The 18,447-nt window shown below is 67.3% G+C and carries 14 protein-coding genes and 1 pseudogene; 7 read left to right on the top strand and 8 right to left on the bottom strand.

Features of this window, described 5'->3' with window-relative positions:
• The first annotated feature begins 477 nt into the window (after nt 1-477).
• The 4 genes from ABD327_RS10385 (at nt 478) to ABD327_RS10370 (ending at nt 3,021) form a co-directional block, all read left to right on the top strand.
• Nucleotides 478-732: a hypothetical protein gene (locus tag ABD327_RS10385; RefSeq protein WP_344450052.1), complete on the top strand. Its 255-nt coding sequence runs from the start codon at nt 478-480 to the stop codon at nt 730-732.
• On the top strand, nt 732-1,052 hold the full coding sequence (locus ABD327_RS10380; protein ID WP_344450051.1) for a hypothetical protein: 321 nt from the start codon (nt 732-734) through the stop codon (nt 1,050-1,052). Before ABD327_RS10385 ends, ABD327_RS10380 begins: the two co-directional genes overlap by 1 nt.
• Before the next feature lie 81 nt (nt 1,053-1,133).
• On the top strand, nt 1,134-2,405 hold the full coding sequence (locus tag ABD327_RS10375; RefSeq protein WP_344450050.1) for an AAA family ATPase: 1,272 nt from the start codon (nt 1,134-1,136) through the stop codon (nt 2,403-2,405).
• Nucleotides 2,406-2,409: 4 nt separating this feature from the next.
• A complete protein-coding gene (locus ABD327_RS10370; RefSeq protein ID WP_344450049.1) occupies nt 2,410-3,021 on the top strand; it encodes an RloB family protein in 612 nt (203 codons plus the stop codon).
• Between the two features lie 557 nt (nt 3,022-3,578).
• Here the strand turns inward: ABD327_RS10370 and ABD327_RS10365 are convergent.
• The 3 genes from ABD327_RS10365 to ABD327_RS10355 all read right to left on the bottom strand — a co-directional run bounded on the left by ABD327_RS10365 (nt 3,579) and on the right by ABD327_RS10355 (nt 8,719).
• The gene (locus ABD327_RS10365; protein ID WP_344450048.1) at nt 3,579-4,118 is read right to left on the bottom strand and encodes a hypothetical protein; all 540 of its coding nucleotides are present in this window, start codon (nt 4,116-4,118) and stop codon (nt 3,579-3,581) included.
• Nucleotides 4,119-4,164: 46 nt separating this feature from the next.
• Nucleotides 4,165-4,833: a hypothetical protein gene (locus tag ABD327_RS10360; protein WP_344450047.1), complete on the bottom strand. Its 669-nt coding sequence runs from the start codon at nt 4,831-4,833 to the stop codon at nt 4,165-4,167.
• 487 nt (nt 4,834-5,320) lie between these two features.
• The gene (locus tag ABD327_RS10355) at nt 5,321-8,719 is read right to left on the bottom strand and encodes an NACHT domain-containing protein (RefSeq protein WP_344450046.1); all 3,399 of its coding nucleotides are present in this window, start codon (nt 8,717-8,719) and stop codon (nt 5,321-5,323) included.
• A gap of 371 nt (nt 8,720-9,090) precedes the next feature.
• Here ABD327_RS10355 and ABD327_RS10350 point away from each other — a divergent pair, with 371 nt between their 5' ends.
• The gene (locus ABD327_RS10350; RefSeq protein WP_344450045.1) at nt 9,091-9,630 is read left to right on the top strand and encodes a DUF4352 domain-containing protein; all 540 of its coding nucleotides are present in this window, start codon (nt 9,091-9,093) and stop codon (nt 9,628-9,630) included.
• Between the two features lie 374 nt (nt 9,631-10,004).
• On the opposite strand, the gene ABD327_RS10345 is transcribed toward ABD327_RS10350, so the two are convergent.
• The 3 genes and pseudogenes from ABD327_RS10345 to ABD327_RS10335 all read right to left on the bottom strand — a co-directional run.
• Nucleotides 10,005-11,201 carry a hypothetical protein gene (locus tag ABD327_RS10345; RefSeq protein WP_344450044.1) on the bottom strand — a complete coding sequence of 399 codons (1,197 nt, stop codon included), beginning with the start codon at nt 11,199-11,201 and terminating at the stop codon, nt 10,005-10,007.
• A 146-nt stretch (nt 11,202-11,347) separates the two neighbouring features.
• On the bottom strand, nt 11,348-11,608 hold the full coding sequence (locus ABD327_RS10340; protein WP_344450043.1) for a hypothetical protein: 261 nt from the start codon (nt 11,606-11,608) through the stop codon (nt 11,348-11,350).
• Between the two features lie 126 nt (nt 11,609-11,734).
• Nucleotides 11,735-11,896, bottom strand: a pseudogene (locus ABD327_RS10335) (DUF397 domain-containing protein); the annotation flags it as partial.
• Between the two features lie 499 nt (nt 11,897-12,395).
• On the opposite strand from ABD327_RS10335, the gene ABD327_RS10330 reads away from it, so the two are divergent.
• The gene (locus ABD327_RS10330) at nt 12,396-15,935 is read left to right on the top strand and encodes an nSTAND1 domain-containing NTPase (RefSeq protein WP_344450042.1); all 3,540 of its coding nucleotides are present in this window, start codon (nt 12,396-12,398) and stop codon (nt 15,933-15,935) included.
• Here the strand turns inward: ABD327_RS10330 and ABD327_RS10325 are convergent.
• Both ABD327_RS10325 and ABD327_RS10320 read right to left on the bottom strand, forming a co-directional pair.
• A complete protein-coding gene (locus tag ABD327_RS10325) occupies nt 15,929-16,228 on the bottom strand; it encodes an NIPSNAP family protein (protein ID WP_344450041.1) in 300 nt (99 codons plus the stop codon). The two genes, ABD327_RS10330 and ABD327_RS10325, sit on opposite strands and share 7 nt — an antisense overlap.
• Before the next feature lie 131 nt (nt 16,229-16,359).
• A complete protein-coding gene (locus ABD327_RS10320) occupies nt 16,360-17,205 on the bottom strand; it encodes a hypothetical protein (protein WP_344450040.1) in 846 nt (281 codons plus the stop codon).
• 348 nt (nt 17,206-17,553) lie between these two features.
• Here ABD327_RS10320 and ABD327_RS10315 point away from each other — a divergent pair, with 348 nt between their 5' ends.
• Entirely contained in the window at nt 17,554-18,417 is an 864-nt protein-coding gene (locus tag ABD327_RS10315; RefSeq protein WP_344450039.1) for a GW dipeptide domain-containing protein, read from the top strand.
• Nucleotides 18,418-18,447 lie beyond the last annotated feature (30 nt).

The raw sequence follows: 18,447 nt of genomic DNA, 5'->3' as shown, positions 1-18,447 counted from the left end.
GATAGGTCGGAGGGCCCGCCGCTATGAACGCCGCCCGCAGGTTCGCGAAGAACGCCACGACGGCGGGACTTGCACCCGGTCCGCGTTCTCTGCCCATGTCCACCGGTCCCTCGTCATCAGGATGCCCGCTGATCGCCGATCACGTGTCGGCGTGGAGGTCATCGTCCCATCCGGGACCACAAGGGTCTGGGTGAAAACTCACACCTCACTACTCACCGGGGCTCTTCGTTATTAACGTGCATTTCACCCAACGTTGTCGATCTTTCGTCTGGAGACCGGACGGTAAACGATCGCGACCGGACGAGAAACATCCGCCACCGTCCGCGGACGGCTCCCACCGGACGCCGCCGGATGACAAGGCTCCTGAAGGCCGGTCAATGTCCGGTCCCGTCCGGTTTCGGACGGTAAGGGGTGGAAGACGGACGGTTCGGTCCGAAACGCAGAAGCACCTCCTTGCGGCCCGGCAGCCTCTGTCCCGTGATGATGCTCTCTGAACGTCCGCAAGCGGTCGGAATCTGGCGTAGCGAGCCGGTCCAGCCCAATCCCGATGCCTACACCGAAGAGGGGCACCTGCTGCTCCTGCTGGTCGCGCTCTGGGAGCTGCAGACCGGCCGGACGCGCCCCTGCCGGCCTCTGGCAGGTGCAGGAGAGGACGAACTGTTCGCTTTCTGGGCCGACCCCCTCATGGAAGAGCGGGAAGGCGAATCCGTCTACGACAGGAGTGGGTTCTAATGCATGTCGAGTTCTCGACCCGGGGATCTCTGGGCCCCCGGTTCCTGCCGAGGCTGTTCATCCTGGGCTCGGAGGCCGGGACGTCCGCGGCCTCGTGGTTCATCAGCGACGATGCCGGCATGGGCCCGGCGGGCTCCGTCCCGCTCGCCCTGCTGCCCGTCTACGGCCACATGGTGGCCTACCTCGTCAGCACCTTGGCCGACAGGACGGCCCCGCGGCCCGGTGGGGCCTCCGCCGACGCCCTGCCGCTGCCCACTCGCCTGGCGGCCCTGGAGGCGGAGCTCGCCGAGCTGAGATCGCTGTCTGATCCTGCGTCCTGACTGCAAGCAGGGGTTGATTTTCGTTTCCCTATGGCGATATTGGCCCTGTGGCAGCAGTCTGGTGACGGATAGGGTGACCTTGTGTTGATCAGATTTGAGGTCGCGAACTACCGTTCCGTCCGGGAAACAGCGGAACTGTCGATGGTGGCGATCGACCGGGACAGGGAGGAGGCGCGCCACGCGCCGCTTCTCGGCGAGAGCCTCGTGCCGGTGGCCGCGGTGTTCGGGCCCAACGCGTCCGGGAAGTCGAACGTCCTGGCGGCGTTCTCGTGGTTGCGTGACGCGGTGCTGCATTCGCTGCGCTTCTGGGAGGACGAGATCCCGGTCGAGCCGTTCGCCTTCGGATCGGGTCCCGCGAGCCCGAGCGAGTTCGTCCTCGAGCTGACCATCGGGGACGTGAGGTTCGAGTACGTCCTCGAACTCGGCCGGGAGAAGGTCGTCTACGAAGGCCTTTTTCACTATCCGGAGAAGAAACGGCGGCGTATTTTCGAGAGAGAGGAGTCCGAGCTGAAGATCCAGAGGGGGCTCGGTGTCCTCTCCGGGACGCGCGAACTCCTGACCCCGAGGACTCTGGCGATCTCCGTCGCCCACCGGTTCGACGAACCTCTTGTCTCAGATTTTGTTCGTGAAATTCGGCGTATCCAGATCCTCGGCAATGTTTCCGGGTTCTTCGGACGGGGCGGTGCCAGGCGCATGGCGCGTGCGCCGTTCACGCTGACTCCTACGCTCCGTTGGTTCGAGGAGGACGGAGACCAGCTGTCGTTCTTCCCCGACGAAGGGCGTGAGCAGGCACTGGCGCTTCTCCGGCTCGCGGACCTCGGTATCGAGGACGTGATGGTCGACGTCCAGGAGGTCGCCTCTCTCGACTCCTCGGAGGTCCACCGACGGCGCAGGGTGCGTCTGGTGCACAAGACCGACCAGGAGAGCGCGGCGTTCGACTTCAACTCCGAGTCGGAGGGGACGCGCACCTGGTTCCAGCTGATCGGGCCGGTCCTGACCGCGCTCCGGCAAGGTTCGCTCGTGCTCTTCGACGAGTTGGACGCCAGCCTGCATCCGACTCTGTCGGCGGAACTGCTGCGTCTCTTCCACAGCCCCGTCATCAATCCGCGAGGAGCGCAGCTCGTCTTCACCTCGCATGACACCAGCCTGTTGAACCACCTGAACAGAGATGAGGTCTGGCTGACCGAGAAGCGGCCCGACGGCTCCACACGCCTCGGCGCCCTGGCCGACTTCGCCGGCGAGCGGGTGAGGAAGTCGCAGAATCTCGAGAACGCGTACCTGCACGGGAGGTTCGGGGCTCTTCCCCAGGTGGATCAGACGGAGTTCCTGCGTGCCCTCGGATTGATCGGCTGACGGGATGGGACAGCGACCACGAGGGGGAAAACCCCTCAAGAGGACGGCCGCGAAACGGCATGAGCTCAGGACGATCGTCGTCTTCTGCGAGGGCGTGAACTCCGAGCCGGACTATGTGAACGGGCTGAAGCGGCTTCCGCATGTCGCCGAGAACACCGCGCTGAACGTGCGGATCCACCCGCAGCAGGGTGTTCCGCTCACCTTGGTGCAGAAGGCGGTGGAGTGTAAGAGAGACCCCGAGGTCGACGAGTGCTGGTGCCTCTTCGACGTCGAGTGGCCGAGGAACCATCCGAACCTGGCCCAGGCGATCGATCTGGCGAGGGCCCATGGCATCCGGCTCGCCATCTCGAATCCCTGCTTCGAACTCTGGCTGGTCCTGCACCACCGGGATCACGGTTCGTTCGCCGACACGGAGACCATTGAACGCCTCAGCCGTTCGTTGGACAAGCGTTCGGGGAAGAGTATCGATCCCGCTGTCTACATGCCTCTACGAGAGAAGGCCGCACGCCTGGCCGAACGCCTCGCCGCCCGCCACGAGAGAAACGGCACGCGCTTCCCGCACGACAATCCCTCTTCTGGGATGTACGAGTTCCTGAAGGAGATCGAGGGCGAATAATCGGTCGTCAGAGCACGTCGATCACAACGCAGGCGCCTCCGCGTTCCGGGACGAGCAGCTCGGTGCTGCGGAGGAGGGAGCCTCCCGCCCGGTGGGGATCGGAGTTTTCCGTCAGGGTTCGGTGGATCACGTCGGGCGGGAGTGCGCGGCCGATCTCCGGGCCGCACAGCAGGTACCGGTCCAGTGGCCTCGGCTCCCGCTTGTAGAGGTCCGGTGCCGGACCTGCCGAGTTCGTGAATGTGCGGGACGGCCAGGGAAGGGCCTCGGGTATCCGGTCAGATCCTCTCCGAGGGTGCAGAACACGTGGTCGTGGGTGATCTGGAAGAGCGTCCCGTCGCGCAGCAGGTAGGCGCGGGTCAGGCCACCATGGATCACCATGCTCCGGGCGGGGGAGCAGAGGATCGCGGTCAGGCTGGTTCCGGGGCCGGCGGGATCGGGACGGTGGTCTCCGGTGGCCGGGCCCGCTGAAGAGCGAAGCGCGGAGACGAGTTCGCGGGCATGGTCGTGGAGGGGGGCGGGCGATTCCGAAAGGTCGGTGGGGGGAAGGGACGTCCGGCTCAGCAGGCGTTGTTCAGGCAGCCCGGTTGGATCGCATGGGGAACGCTCCAGTCGGCGTTGATCTCGTTGATGTCGTGAGTGTCCAGACTCAACGGCCAGATCTCGTTGCGCATGCAGGAGTTGTCGTCCGAGTCGGTGGACGCGTACCGGTGGTCGAGGTTGCCGCCGTGGCCGAGCTCATGGCAGCCGAGGCTGCGCCAGTTGTTGACGCTCCTGGAATCCATGAGCAGGTTGTTGAAGACGGTGTCGAACTTGTCGCACGCGTTGTAGGTGGTCATGTCGGTGCACTCGGTCCAGCCGAAGTCGTTCTGGTGCACTTGAGAGGCCCAGTCGCGGACGAGAACGTCACCGCTTCCCGAATAGACGTTGAGAGCGCTTCGGGCCAGCTCGCTGCGGCCCCAGTTGTAGGCGGTGACGCCGTTGGCGGTCAGGTAGGCGGAGGCGAAGTACTGGTCGATGCCGTCGGGGGTGACGCCGCCGCCCCCGTGGTCGGCGAAGGCGGGGGAGGGGAGGCCGGTGGCGCCCGTCAGGAGAGCCACGCCGATGAGAGCTGTCAGACGCTGCCACACTCGGGTTCGTTCCTCTCTAGAGGGGTTTCTGGGGTTTGATCTTGCCGTCCTTGGCGGCTTTCGCGGCTTTGGCGATGGCTTCGTCGAGCTCGGGTTCGGTCATCTGCTCGATCCGCTTGTGCAGGGGGTCGCGGTCATCGGCGCTGGACGCGGGTCCGGCGGAGTCGAGCAGGACCCGGCCTTGCGAGCTCACCAGAAGGTAGATGCCGGTATGGGCGTTCAGGGTGAGGAAATAGATGCCGGTGGCACCCTTTTTCGTCCAGGTCACATTGCCGTACTGGATGCCGGCGCCGTCACGGTTGAAGTGGCCCTCGTAGAGCCGTACCGTTGCCGGCGCCTCACCGCCGGACCGGTAGACCCCGGTCACTTCGAGGGTGACGACACGAGCGGTCAGGACCGGTTTTCCGCTCGGATCCCCGGGGTCGTACTCGGGTTCTCCGAGCGCCACATCGGTGACGCGGCCCCGGACGACCAGATCCGCGGTCGCGGTCATCGACGGCACGTCCTCGAAGTAGTGCAGTTGTTTGCCCGAGGCCCGGCCCCGCGGAGTGAAGAGGTCGAACGCGCCGGGCGCGGCCTCGGTCTCCGAGGCCGACGGAGATTCCGCGGTGGGTGAGGACCGTATCGGCCCCGCCTCCTGGGAGGGACCTGCGCACGCGCCGACCGCGACGGCGAGCGCCCCCACGGCGGCGGCCAGCCTGGACGCGAAGCGAGCCGTCATGATCAGCCTCTTCTCCGAGATCACTGCGAAGTGGCCAGAAAGTAGCACGCGGATAAATGAATGCGAAAGTGGGCCCTACATCAAGAAGGCGGAGTGCTGCATTGGAAGCTGGTTAAGATTGGAGTATCTATCGGGAAATAGATTTCCCGTCCACAAGCGGACATAGATTGCCGTTCGCCGACTGATCGGGGCCGGGTGGCGGCCTCAGTGGGGAGCAGCCGGGTTTTCGGCTGAAATCTCGGCCCGGGAGCCTTCCGGCAGCGTCATGGCGGTCTGGAAATGGGCGGCGTCAAAAGTCCGGGGCCGAGGCGGCGGAGGGGGTACGGGTCACCGCAGTGACGAGCCGGCCGGTGACGTGGGCGACGAGGTCGAGGTGGGGGCGGGACAGCCAGGCCGGACGACTGGAAGCGGACGGCGGATGTGGCGGGGAGATTCCGGCTCTTGCGGCGTTTCACTTTCGTACCAGGAATACCAGGCCGTCTGGAGCAGCCTCGTCTCGCTCGCGGGTGTCGGGGGTGAGCGCGATGAGGGCGGCCAGCGCTCCGCACAGAAGCTTGGACAGTTCGGGATCCAAGACTGTCGCGTCGTCGCCGGTCAGGAGGGCCAGCAGGGACGTGACCGCCAGCACCGCGTCGCTTTGCCGGACCGGACGGCTGTGGTCCCACAAGGGCGCCGCCAGCCCCCGTGCCCTCTCGATCGACTCTACGACTGCATGTGCTCCACGCTGGTCCGCCAGATGGGCGGCCTGCCGCAAAGCCGCGTGCGGATCCTCGGCGGGAGGCCGCCCGGAGAACGCTTCCACAGCCAGGGCGAGGAACCGGAGCAACGACGGGCTCTCTCCTCGCTCCGGCGTCTGCTCACTCCGGGACAGGCGGTCCCATACCCGCGGGGTCCAGGCCGCCCGGGCCAAGGCCAGGCAGTCCCTGCCCAAGCCCTCAACGACAACCGTTTCCTGAAAACGCCCTAGATCCTGGGACGCCATTGCCCGAGCGAAAGCCAGGTCGCGGTTGAGGTCAAAACCAAAGGGGTGGGTGCGGTCGAAAGCGTAGGCGAGGGCGAGGTCGAGATCAGGGGCGAGTCCGTGGTTGAGGGTGGGGTCGAGGTTGCGGGCGGGGACGAGGCCGAGGTCGGGGTCGGGGTCGAGGCCGAGGTCGGGGTCGGGGTCGAGGCTGCGGGCGAGGGCGAGGTTGAGGTCAGAGGCGAGGTTGCGGGCGAGGTCGGGGTCGCGGGCGGGGTCGAGGTTGCGGACGAGGGCGAGGGCGCGGGCGAGGGCGAGGTCGAGATCGAGGTCGCGGGCGAGGTCGCGAGCGAGGGCGAGGACGAGGTCGTGGGCGCGTGCGAGGTCGCGGGCGAAGTCGAAGTCGCAGTCGAAGTCGAAATCGAGGAAGCGGGCGAGGTCACGGGCGAGGTCGAGGGCTAGGTCGAGGTTGCGGTCGAGGTCAGGGGCGAGATCGCGGTCGAGGTCGTTGTCGAGATCGCGGTTGAGGGTGAGGGCGAGGTTGCGGTTGAGGTCGAGGACGAGGTCGTGGTCGAAGCGATGGGCGAGGTCGCGGGCAGTTTGGATGGCGTAGATGAGGTCGAGGATGTGCAGGAGCCGTTGGCGGAGGTTGGTGAGATCTCTAGGGCGGCTGTAGGTGAGGAGTTGGGCGAAGGTCAGTTGCGAGCGGGGGAAGAGGAGGCGGAAGAGGAGGTGGGTGTGGTCGAGGATCAGGTCGGGGTAGGCGCTGATCTGCTGGGGGGTGGGGTGATGGAGGCGGGTTTCGGAGGGGATGAGGGTGGCTCGGTCGTCGTCGAAGGCCCACAGGCTGCTGGTCGCGGGACGCAGATCGAGGGCTTGGCGGGCTTCGCGGGGGGTGAGTAGGCGGTAGGTGGTGTCGTCGGGGAACAGGCTGTTGAGCCAGGTGAGGAAGTGGCGGGCGTCGGCGGGCCACAGGCCGGTGGCCGGTTCGGGGGAGGGCGGAGGGGCGTGCAGGCCGGCGCGGGCGGCGTAGCGGTGCCACAGGTCCCAGGTCAGGGGTTGTGCGCACAGGCGGTCGCCGGTGTCCAGGGGGTGGGTGTCGTGCAGGGCGCGGGCTGCGGCCACGCCGTTCAGGAGGCGGGCTTCCTCGGGGCTGGTCGGGGTGGTGGTCAGGAACCGGTCGAGCTGTTCGCGCAGGGTGTGGTCGAGTTCGCCGGGGGGTTCGGCGCAGGCGTAGGCGAGGCTGAGGGCCGGGACGGTGCGGGCGGCCAGGCAGGCTTCGACGACGGGGGTGGCGTCGGCGTTTGCGGTCCACAACAGGGTGGTCTCGCGCCACCAGGGGTCGCTGACTTTGTCGATGAGTTGCTGGCGGCGGGCATGGCGGCCGGGGGCCAGGGCGGAGACGGCGGCGAGGTGTTCTTGCAGGGTGAGGTGCACGAAGCCGTAGTGGCCGTAACGGTGTTCGGTGAGCAGGCCGCTGCGGCGCACGTAGTCCAGGAACATCTCGGGAGTCAGGGTCAGGGCCGGGGTGGTGCGGTGCAGGGCGGTGCGGATGGCGCGGGCGGCGTCGGCGACGGGGATGTCGCGGAGTTTGTGGCGCATCATGTGCCAGGCCAGTTCCTGGACTACGCGTTCCTTCTGGGCTCCGGCCAGGATGTCGTCGATGGGATCGGTGACGCCTTTGACCTCCTGGCGGCGGTGCAGGAGGACCTGGCACATCTCGGTGTACAGGGCGGCGCGGCCGGCAGGGAGCTGGCCTCGGTACCGGTGCACGTTGGCGATCATGGTCAGCAGCAGCGGGTTGGCGGCCAGGTCGTAAAGGGCGGGAAGGGCGTTGATCCGGGTGAACAGGTCCTCGGCGGCCCTTGAGGCGGTCCGGTCGGTCTCGGCCCGGTCGCCTTGGCGGGCACGCCGTTCGATGGCCTGGTACCAGGTGTGCAGGAACGCATGGATCTGGTCGGCGGCGAACCGCTGGACCTGCAGGACGTCGGCGCAGGGCAGCCGGTTGTTGTCATAGCCGTGGGGGCGGGAGGTGACGACGAAGGAGTTGCGGGGGTAGCGGGCGATCTGGGTGTCGACCCAGCGGACCACGCGCCTGCGGTCGCCGCCGTCGGCGACCTCGTCCAGGCCGTCCAGGAGCACCACGCACCGGCCCTTGTCCAGATGGCCCTTCAGCCACGGGGCGGTGATGACGCCCTCCAGCCACGGGGCGGTGACCGCGGCCTGCGCCAGGTCGATCCTGAGTCCGTCCTCGCCGGGTTCGGCGAGGATGTCCTTGGCGTGGTCGCGCAGGTAGAGCAGGATCGGCAGCGGTCGGCGGCGCCAGAACCGCCTCTGCCACGGTCGCCCTTGTCGCTCGGCGAGGTCCAGGGCGGTGTAGCGGGCCAGCGTGGTCTTGCCCGACCCGGCCGCCCCCAGCACCGCCAGCACCTGCCCCCTGCCCAGGAAGGACGCCAGTGGAGCCCGTTCCCCCGCTGGTCGGGTCGCGCCGGGCCGAACAGGGCCGATACCGGTATCGCCGACGGTGGTGGTGACGGTCTGGGGCCGGAGCGCGACGTCGACGTAGACCTGGCGGGTACGCAGCACGTACTCGGCCTGGGTGACCAGGCCGAGGGTCTCCATCTGCTCCACCGAGGCGCGCACTCGCCGCCGGTAGCGGTGCTGCGACATCCTCTCTCGCCCGCCGGTTCCGCTGTCGGGGTTCGGTGCGTGATCCAGGGCCGTAGTCAGCAGCAGTCCCAGCAAGGTGAAGGCGAACGCCGGGTACGCCCAGTTCCAGGTGAACTCGCCGTCGTCGAGGATCTGATTGGCCGCCACGGCCGCGGTCACCATGGCGGACGCCACCGCCGATACCAGGAAGACATGCCGGGCCACTTTCGCCGCATGCCGCACGTTGCCTCCTCCGCGTTATCTGACGAACACCACCCAACCCGTCGTTCTTGGACGAATCAGTGAATGTCGCCGATCCGATACCGACCCCGCCTCTTTGACCAGGAGGGGCGCTCCAGCGTCGGCGCCGTCCAAGCCGCCGGAGGACGGTGCCTGCTCCGCTGAGAGCGCTGCAGTGGCCGGGCCGTCGAGGCTGTGGAATCGCATGAACACCAGCATCCGAGATGGGGTTGTAAACTTAGATCACAAAAACTTATGCTGTGTGGCTATGGCTCTTGCTAAAAAGGCAATATTTCAATCACAGCTGTTCTGTTAGTGGCGCCCGCCCCGCCCCTAGGTTGTCCAAGAGTGGCGGCCACCCTTAAGGAGACCCCGTGCACATCCCCCTCCGCACCCTGCCCATTGCCTTGGCCTGCCTGCTGGCCAGCGCGTGCGCACCGGTCGACACCACCTTGGCGTCCCCCGCCGACGGCGAGAAGAGCGCTTCGGTCCGCGAGGAGAAGAAGACCGCGTCCAAGGTCGCGAGGATCGGGATCCCGGTGAAGGACGGGAAGTTCACTTTCAAGGTCACCCAGGCCAAGAACGGGCCCGCCAAGATCGGCGACTCCTTCTTCAGCCACACCCCGCAGGGCCGCTTCTACCTCGTGCACGTCACGGTGAAGAATCACGGGAACGAGCCTCAGTACTTCTTGGGAGACGCCCAGAAGCTACTCGCCGGCAAGAAGGAGTTCTCCACCGACGGGGAAGCCTCCATCTACCTCAAGGACAGCAAGTCCCTCTTCGAGGAGATCAACCCGGGTAACACCGTCAAGGGCGTCATCGTCTACGACATCCCCAAGAACGTGAGGCCCACCACGATTGAGCTGCACGATTCGTTGTTCTCGGGTGGGGTGCGGGTCTCCCTGACCGAGTAGGCGGACGGGAACGATGACGGCGCACCGAGTCGGTACGCGCCGTCCATCGTCTCGGGTTCGGCCCTCGCTGTGGCGACCCTCCGGGCCCGGCCGCTCTGAACACCCCCTGCGTCAGGCGGTGCCTGCGGAAATCCAACGGAACCGTCCGGCGGCTGACGTCAGTGATGGTGAGGGTCGCAAGGTCCTGGCCGGTGGTCGGCCAAGGCGGGTCGAAGTCGTTGCGCGCGTGGTCGCGGAGGAGAGGGACATGCGGAGCCCAGGGGAGAAGCGAGCCCTGTGCCTGCTTCTCCGGACATCGGACTGCCACGGTCCGATGACGGAATGCTTGCCTCTGGCGTTGGCCATCGTTGAAGGCGACTGCCTTTCGCGGAGTGTCAGGCCCGGGGACTCAGGGCGCGGGCCAGTTCTGAGAGGGGCGGGGGCGCGGAGGAGGGGGTGCGGGTCACCGCGGCGACGAGCCTGCCGGTGATCTGGGTATCGAGGTCGCGACGAGGGTCGCGGGGGCCGCGGGGGCGGGACAGGCGGGCGGCGTCGTCCTCGGTGAAGCCCTCGTCGAGGACGCCGAGGAAGAAGTGGCGGCCGGTCGGGCCGAAGAGGTCCAGCGGGGCCCAGGCGCCGCGTACCTGACGGTCGAGAAGGCGGTCCTGAGTGCTCGGGAGGAGCGGGGACGTGTCGAAGAGCTGGTCTTCGGCGTCGAGGAGCACTTCGCGTGCCCGCTGCCCCAGGCGTCCGCGCCGCGCGGCGGCGGCCCGAGGGCGTCCTGGGCGGCGCGGAGACGGGTCGGTCGGCCGGACGTCAGCGGCGGACGTGTCAGGAGGTTCGGCGTCCAGGAGGCGTCGAAGGGCGTCGGGGAGGTGTTCGTCCGGGGCCTGGGACGGTGGGAAGCCGGGGGGTGTGGGAACCGGGTCGGAAGGGTCGGGGCGGGGGCCTTCGTCGAGCCGGTGGTCGAAGAAGTCGACGACGGTCCCGGTGGGGGAGAGAGACGTCCAGCTCATGAAGAACGGGTGGTCGCGGAGTTCGGCGGACCAGGTCAGCAGCTGGTTCAGCCGCCTGCGCTGGGCCGTTGACGGTTTGCCGGGCGCGGGGGAGGACCGGCCGCGCGCCTCACCGGCGATGTAGGCGTCGTCCAGGAAGTAGAGAAGGTCGGGCCGCACGCCAGTGGTCTTGTAGGCGGCCACAAGGTGGTGGGGGATCACGTCGAGGTTGGCGGCGATGCTCCGCCCGGGCTGCCATTCGTACAGGTGGGAGGCGGTGCCGGTGAGCATGCCCATGCCCACGGTCTCCGAGACGAGCCTGCGGATGTGCCCGGCGCTCGCCTGGAACTCGTCGCCCTTCAGGCGCAGGTGCTCTTCGCGGTCCTCGACCAGGCACAGGAGCAGCCGCAGTTCGTGGTGCCGCGCCCAGAATCCCGTCCTGCCCGGCTTCGACGTCACCCGCGCGTTGGCGACGACCAGTTCGGAGAAATCGACCTCGATCTCTCGCTCGCCGCCCTTCTGGAGATCACCGACCTCGGGTGTTCCGTCGTGGGTGACGGCAGAGAACCGGTAGGGGCGAACCCGAACAAGAGGCATGTAGGCACGATAAGCACACGCGTGTGGTCATGAGCGGTCTTTTCCGTCATCGCCGGGTGCGGACGCGGCTGGGCCGTCCCGTCCGTACGCGCCTCTCGTCGGGCGTCGGACGATCCTGTGGGCGGGACGGCTCCGGCCGGGGCGGATCAGGCGGTCGGCCGGTGGGTGAGGCGGGCGGAGGCGACGTGCGCGAAGTTGACGACGCCGGGTGAGGGTGTGCCCTGGGGGTAGCCGGTGCCGCTGAGGTTGGGGGCGCTCACCTGGTTGAAGGCTTTTACGGTGCCGTCGCGCATCCAGTCCACGAGGATCTCCTGCGTGACCGCGGTCTCCTCGGAGGGGACGATCACGATCACCTCGGCTCCGCCGACGAGTGTCAGGGCGAGCATCTGTTCCTGCGACGGGCTCATGACGGACTCCCTCCGGCCGGTGGCCGCTTCTGTTCTTTGGGAGAGGAGGAGAGCGTTTCCCCGGGAACGGGACGGGCCCGTCCGGGTCCGGCCGCGCGGGCTGGAGGCCGCTGGGCGGGCGGGACGTCAGAGGTCATGACGGCCGGTCCGGAGGCGACGGGCGAAGGAGGCGAAGACGGGACGGGCGAAGGCGAGGCGGGGGCCCTCGGGGTGCTTGGAATCCCGGACGGCGATCGTGCCGGGGAGAGCGGCGACTTCGATGCAGTTGTCGCTGGAGGAGCCGCTGTGGGTGCTCTGGCGTCAGGGGACGGTGGCCGGGCGGGCGTGTTCATGTTTCCTCCGAGGGGGCGGGGCGGGTGTTCTGCCGGTGAGGGTTCCCCGGAAGGACGGCCGGTGAACGGCCTCCGGCCGGGTGGTTCGGAGGCCGTCCGCCGGACGGGACGTCAGGAATCGTGACGGCCGGTGCGGAGGTGGTGGGTGAAGGTGGTGAAAGCGGAGCGGGAGAAGGCCGGGCCCTCGTTCTCCAGAGGATGTCTTGACCGCATCGCGCCGATCGAGGGGATGATCACGGTAGTGGTCAGAGCGGTGAGCATGACGATGTCATCGGGCCGGCGGTTTGAATTCCGGGATCCGTCTTCTCGTGGAGGTGGCCGAGAGCGGTCATATGCGCGGACCTCGCTTCTCGTTCCGCGTGTCGGCACGGCGCATCGGCGATCATCGGACCGATGGTCCGGAGGCGTGGTCGAGGAGGCGGGATGGGGCGCGCACGCCTCGGGTGGTGTGTGCGATGAGGCGTCAGCGTTTGAACGTGGCGCTCAACGTCCTTCTCGTCGTGGTGGTGGCGCTGCTCGGCATCGTCACGAACTATGCGACCGGGGAAGGGGAGACGCCGTTCTTGCTGCAGCTCCTGCAGCGGGTGGCGGTTCCGGCCGTCGGGGTACTGCTCCTCGTCCTGATCGTCCTCACGGTGGCCGCGGCCCGTTTGGACGGTTCTCCGCCTCCCGCGCGTATCTGGGATCCGGACCGGACGCCTTATCCCGGTCTTGAGGCGTTCGCCGAGGACGAGGCCGCGGTGTTCTTCGGTCGAGACGACCAGGTCAACGATCTGGTGCGTGAGCTTCACGAGGAAGCGCGGAGCAGGTTCGTCGTAGTCGCGGGTGCGTCCGGCAGCGGTAAGTCCTCGCTCGTCCAGGCCGGACTGATCCCGCGGCTCAAGGGACGCCGTTGGCTGGTTCCACCGGTGTTCACACCGGGCGGTGATCCGCTCGCCTCACTCGCGCGGGCTCTCGGGGAATCTGGAGATCCGCGGCGGTTTCATGGCGACGCGGTCGACCTCACCTCGATGATCTACGACTTCCGTCATCGGCTGGGACGGCGGACGAGCCGCGTCCTGCTCGCCGTGGACCAGTTCGAGGAACTGCTCACCTTGTCCGGCCCGGAGCAACGGGAGATGTTCCTCGGCGCGCTGAACGAGGCTCTGCGTGCGGACAGCCGGTTGTGGGTGGTCGCGACGGCGAGGATCGAATTCCTCCGAGACTTCCTCGACGGCGACAGGGCCGCACTGTTCAGTCGACCCGTTGCGATCGGCGCGCTGACCCGCGCCGATCTGGCCACGGTCGTCGAAGCGCCCGGAGTGCTCGCGGGGTTGAGGTTCGCGCCTGGACTGGTCACCCGGATCGTCGAGGACACAGGGACGTCCGACGCCCTGCCGCTGCTGGCCTACCTCCTTCAAGAGCTGTACTTCGCCGCCGGTGCTGGGAAAGTGGCCACTTTCGAGGACTATGCCCGTCTCGGCGGTGTCGAGGGGGCGCTGGCCAGGCAGGCGGACCGGGTCGTGTCCTCGCTGCGCGCTGAAGAGGGCATCGAACCGATTCTCGCGGTCCTCTTCCGGTTCGTCACCACGGAGGGAACCGAAGCCACACGCCGTCGCGTCCCGCTCGCCGGACTTTCGGAGAACGAACGTGCCATCGTCGATGCCTTCGTGGACGCACGGCTTCTGGTGACCGGTGTGTCGGGTGGGCAGGCCATCGCGCAGGTCGCGCACGAGGCTCTCTTCCGGCAGTGGGCGCCGCTCCGCCAGGAGGTGGAGGCGCGCGCGGAGCAACTGCGGCAACGTGCCGAACTGGAGCGCTGGGCGGCCGATTGGGAGCAGGCCGGGGAGAAGAACGACTACCTCCTGACCGGGGAGCGGCTTCAGCTCGCCCTGCAGTGGCTCGAGAGCCTCGAGTCCGCAGGGCACGCCACCGAGTCCATCCGGACTTTCGTGGAGGCGTCGAAGCGGCGTGACCTGGTGTTCCTCCGGCGCGTGTCGGAAGGGATCGGCGGTTATGTCCTCAACAACGTCGAACGTTATCCCGAGCTCGCGGTGCTGCTGTCGCTGGCGGCCCTGTCGGAGTGCCCGCCGACGCCGTCGGCCGCCAGAGCGCTGATGACCGCGCTCGCGCACAGCCACCTTTCCCAGGTTTTCCATGAGCACGAAGACGCCGTGCGCAATCTTGCGTGGTCGCCGGACGGACGGTTCATAGCCACCGCGTCCAGAGACGGCACATGCCGTATCTGGGATGTCGAGAGCGGCTCTTGCACGACGGTTCTTTCCGGACATGACGGCATGGTGGAGATGGTCGCCTGGTCACCTGACTCGACACGTGTGGCGACCGCTTCTCGCGACCGGACCGTCCGGGTGTGGGAGGCCGGTTCGGGGAGGAGCTTGGCGGAACTTCGTGGAGCCGCTGACGTCGTCCGCGCTGTCGCCTGGTCCCCTGACGGGACGCGGATCGCCGCCGGTTCCCGCGACCTGGTCGTTCGGCTCTGGGACGCCGCTTCTCACGAGCCGGTCCTGGAACTCCACGGCCACATGGACAACATCCTCGGCATCGCCTTCTCCCCGGACGGCCGCTCTCTGGCCACCGGTTCGCATGATCGGACCGTCCGGATCTGGGACATCGCGCAAGGCTCGGCCGTGGTTCTCGAAGGGCATCGGGATTTCGTCGAAGGAGTCTCCTGGTCGCCTGACGGCACCCGTGTGGCCTCGGCCGGCGGAGACGGGACGGCGCGGATCTGGGACGTCGTCTCGGGGAGGCAGGCCCAGCTCATCCGCTGCCATGAGAACAGGGTCTGGAACGTGGCCTGGTCACCTGACGGAAAGTACCTGGCCACCTGCGGCGGGGACTACACCGCCAGGGTCTGGGACCCCTCGAACGTCGAGGAAGTCTTGGCTCTTCGCGGTCACACCAGTGACGTCTGGGGCGTCGTCTGGGCCCCGGACGGGTCCCGCCTGGCCACCGGCTCGGCCGACATGGCGACACACGTCTGGGAAGTGTCGCCTGCGGGCGCCGAGCAGGTGCTGTTCATCGGACATGAAGGGCCGATACGGGATGTGATGCTCGGCCAAGGAGGTTCCGTGGTCGTCTCCTGCGGTGATGATGCCACCGTCCGGATCTGGCAGGCCGCCACGGGGGAGCAGACGGAACTCCTTCACGGAGCCGAGGACGCGCTCCTGTCCCTCGCTTCGATCTCGGACGAGGGAGGAGAAGGAGTGGTCGCCTGCTCCGCGGACAAGACGCTTCGCCGCTGGACCCGTACGGACGCCCGGTCCGGCTGGAACGTCGAAGCCCGGAGATTCGACGAGATCCCCGAGGCCGTGGCCCGGTATCCCGACCCGTCGGTTCCTCTTCTGGCGATCGGCGGCCACGATCGTTCGATTCGCATAGGAGACTTCTCCTCGGATTCCATGTCCGCTTTCACAGCCCATCTGGATTGGGTGACGGGACTCAGCTGGTCACCCAGCGGCAGATCGCTGGCGTCCACGTCTGACGACCGCACCGCGCGGATCTGGGACACGAACATCTCGGGAGCCAGAGAGGGGACAGTTCTGATCGGGCATCAGAACTGGGTCGACGACGTCTCCTGGTCTCCTGACGAGAGGAAGGTGGTGACCGGATCGGCGGACGGCACCGCGCGGGTCTGGAATGCCGAGACGGGTGAGCAGCTTGCCGTCCTCGACGGGCATGGGGGCCGGGTCTCGTCGGTGGCGTGGTCCCCGGACGGGACGCTCATCGCCACGGCCTCCTACGACCGGACGGTACGCGTCTGGAACGCCCGCACCCACGCCGAGATCGGCGTCGTGGGCGTCCACCGGGACCGGCTCACCCGTGTGGTCTGGACGCCGGACTCCTCACGCCTGGTCACCGGATCGTTCGACGGCACCATCCGAGTCTGGCAGGCCGACATGGACCTCGAAGAACTCAAGGACAGGGCTCGGAACAGGGTGTTCAGGGCGCTCTCCGAGCAGGAGCGGCTCGCGCACCTGCTCCCCGCCGGTCAGTAGACGTTCTCGACCACCCGCACATCCCGATCGACCAGGTAGGCGAAGGGGTCGAGGCCCATCGCTTCACGTTCCGGAGAGGCCCAGTAGCGCTCGTTGGCCTCTTCGAAGGAGTCCTCGCCCTCATAGGAGATCACCCAGATGAACCGGCTGCGCTCGTGGTCCAGCCACGCGCCAGGCAGCTCGAAGCCGAGCTTCAGCCGGAGAGGAACGATCAACTCGCGCCACTTCTCCGCCCACTCCTCCAGCAGCCCCTCACGGATGGTGTAGGTCCTCAGCTGCGTGGTTTTCGGCATGGCCCCTCACTCATGTCATCGGCGGGATCTCCGATGGCCTTTCCGATCACGAGAATACGTCCGGCCACGCGTTTTAGGACGTCCTCGCCGCAGAGGGGTTCGGGGCGCGGGTAGGACGGTATTCACCGCGCTCAGCAGTGGGGACGCCAGTAACGGCTGTCGGAGAGGATCCAGCCCTGCTTGTCGTCGGCGACTATGTACCACAGACGAGTGCGGCCGTTCGGAGTGCCGCGGCGCTTCACAATGGCGATTTCGCCCTGCTGGAGGAACTCCTTGGTGCGGACGTTGTCTTGTGTCCGCAGACTCATGTCGTCGGCGGTGACCAGGTAGCGGTCACAGGGTTCAGAGGCGGGTGCCGAGCTCGGTTCGGGGGGAGTCGCGGCGAGGCTGAGCGGGGGCGGGGAGGGCGTGCCGTCAGGCCGTGTGAAGTGGAAAGCCGCGGCAGCAGCCATCGCGAGGGGGATGCCGATCGCCGACCATTGGAGAGTCGTACGGCTTCGTGGTGCTGAAGGCGTATTGGGGGGCGTTGACGAAGAGTTCGCCGCTGTTGCCGCATCGGGAGCAGGGACGAGGAGCTTCACCGCCCCTTCCTCTCTATCCGGGTCCTGCTCGGCAAGCTGAGGGGGAAGGGGGATGGGCGTGGGTTGTTCTTGACGGGTGGCCGAGTCTGGCGGGCCGGGTGGCTCGGGCAGCGTGAAAGACGGATGATCGCTGGCGGCTTTCCAGGCCTGCCAGTACGGCTTCTTTTCGTCAGGAGTGAGTTGGGCCTTCTGGAGAATTTCCCCAAATTTCTTCTCTTTGGGAAGGGCTCCGTTGAGCCAACGGCTCCATGAGCTGCTTGGAACTCCTAGAGCCGCACCTTGCTCGTTTTGGGTGTTTTTGCCCGTTCGCTGACCAAGTGTCGTGAGTAGTGCGATCAGATGGTGCTGATGAGAGGACAAGAGTTGTTTCGGATTTTCTTTCCGCTGTCCCGTCACGCCTGTCCCGTCCCGTCTCGTTTATATGAACCCGCAGCTCAGGGCTCCCTGTATCCCGCCGGGACTCCTTGTCCCGAAGGGGCTTGGCCCGTGTGGCCGACAGGGGTTCAATCCTTCCTGATCGACGGCCTCTCCGGAGGCTGAAGCCCGAATCGGAAAAAGGGATGTCGAATGTCGTTTTTGGAAAAATTGGGTCTCAGTGGGCTCGTATCTGCCGTGTCGGTGGCCGTGCTATCAGCTTCGCTGGTGAGCGGCGCAGTTGCTGACCCGCTTCCTGCAGATGCCAGTCCGGCCGCGACCGAGCAGAATGCTGACCGCCGGGCCGTCGGCAAGCCGGAGACCCGCAGGGTGCTGCAGCTGCGATACAAGATCACCAAGCCTTGCTTGATCTACTACAACCACCCGGGCCGTACCGTCGGAAGCAACCCGTCCTGGACGTTCCGGCCCGGCAAGGGGAAGAAGCCCACGACGATCAAGTGGCGTTACAACGCCGACACCCGGTGGGCAGTGGTCTCTGTGGGAGGCAAGGGCTACCCCCACTGGGGTTACACCGACCGCAGGCCCGGCCACACCTGCCTGGGGGCCTCGATCCGCCAGCCCGCGACGGTCACCAGGAATGCCGCGACCGGCAAGTGGACCGTCCCGTTCACCTACTATCCGGCCGGCAGGCCGGTTCTCAAGCGGATCGGGGAGGGACGCTCCAACCGCGCGTCCTCAGGTTGGCTTCGGGTCGATCAACGTCCCGCCTCGACGAGGATCGCTCGCCGGGGCGTGGTGACCGATGAGAACGCCACCCTGCGTGACCGCGTCAACTTCGTCATCGGCAATGTGCCGGCTGGCACCGCGGTCGATGTCAGCAGCGAGAAGCGCAGCGGCGGCCACTGGACGAAGGTGCGCTTCCCCGCGATCAAGGGGTGGGGCTACATCGAGACCCGGGCGCTTCCCGCGAAGGCGTCGTCGGCCGCTGTCGTTGTTCCTCCCGTGGCGCCCGCTCCCGTCCAGGCCTGCCATTGGAAGGTGGTCTGGCCCACCGCGGGTGTCTACCCCGCGCCCGCTCGCACGACTCCGGTCAAGACGAAGCACAGCGGTGACGTCGTCGGACAGTCCTGCGCCACCAGTCACAACGCCGCTGAGAGCGAGGTCTACGTCCAGGTGCACCTCGCGGAGGGCGGCACCGGTTGGATGCGGCGCAAAGCCCTGCGTCCCGTCTGACGGTCACCACCTGCAGGCCGCTCCGTCATC

Origin of the sequence: Actinocorallia aurantiaca (assembly GCF_039533685.1) — a bacterium.
Classification (GTDB): domain Bacteria; phylum Actinomycetota; class Actinomycetes; order Streptosporangiales; family Streptosporangiaceae; genus Actinocorallia; species Actinocorallia aurantiaca.
Note: the sequence above shows the minus strand (reverse complement) of the source record. Positions and strands in the feature narration are given on the sequence as shown.

Excerpts from the sequence above, each read along its gene's own strand:
- ABD327_RS10380 (WP_344450051.1), top strand. The coding sequence starts at position 732 with ATGCATGTCGAGTTCTCGACCCGGGGATCTCTGGGCCCCCGGTTCCTG.
- ABD327_RS10370 (WP_344450049.1), top strand. The coding sequence starts at position 2,410 with ATGGGACAGCGACCACGAGGGGGAAAACCCCTCAAGAGGACGGCCGCG.
- ABD327_RS10345 (WP_344450044.1), bottom strand. The coding sequence starts at position 11,201 with ATGCCTCTTGTTCGGGTTCGCCCCTACCGGTTCTCTGCCGTCACCCAC.
- ABD327_RS10340 (WP_344450043.1), bottom strand. The coding sequence starts at position 11,608 with ATGAGCCCGTCGCAGGAACAGATGCTCGCCCTGACACTCGTCGGCGGA.
- ABD327_RS10330 (WP_344450042.1), top strand. The coding sequence starts at position 12,396 with ATGAGGCGTCAGCGTTTGAACGTGGCGCTCAACGTCCTTCTCGTCGTG.
- ABD327_RS10325 (WP_344450041.1), bottom strand. The coding sequence starts at position 16,228 with ATGCCGAAAACCACGCAGCTGAGGACCTACACCATCCGTGAGGGGCTG.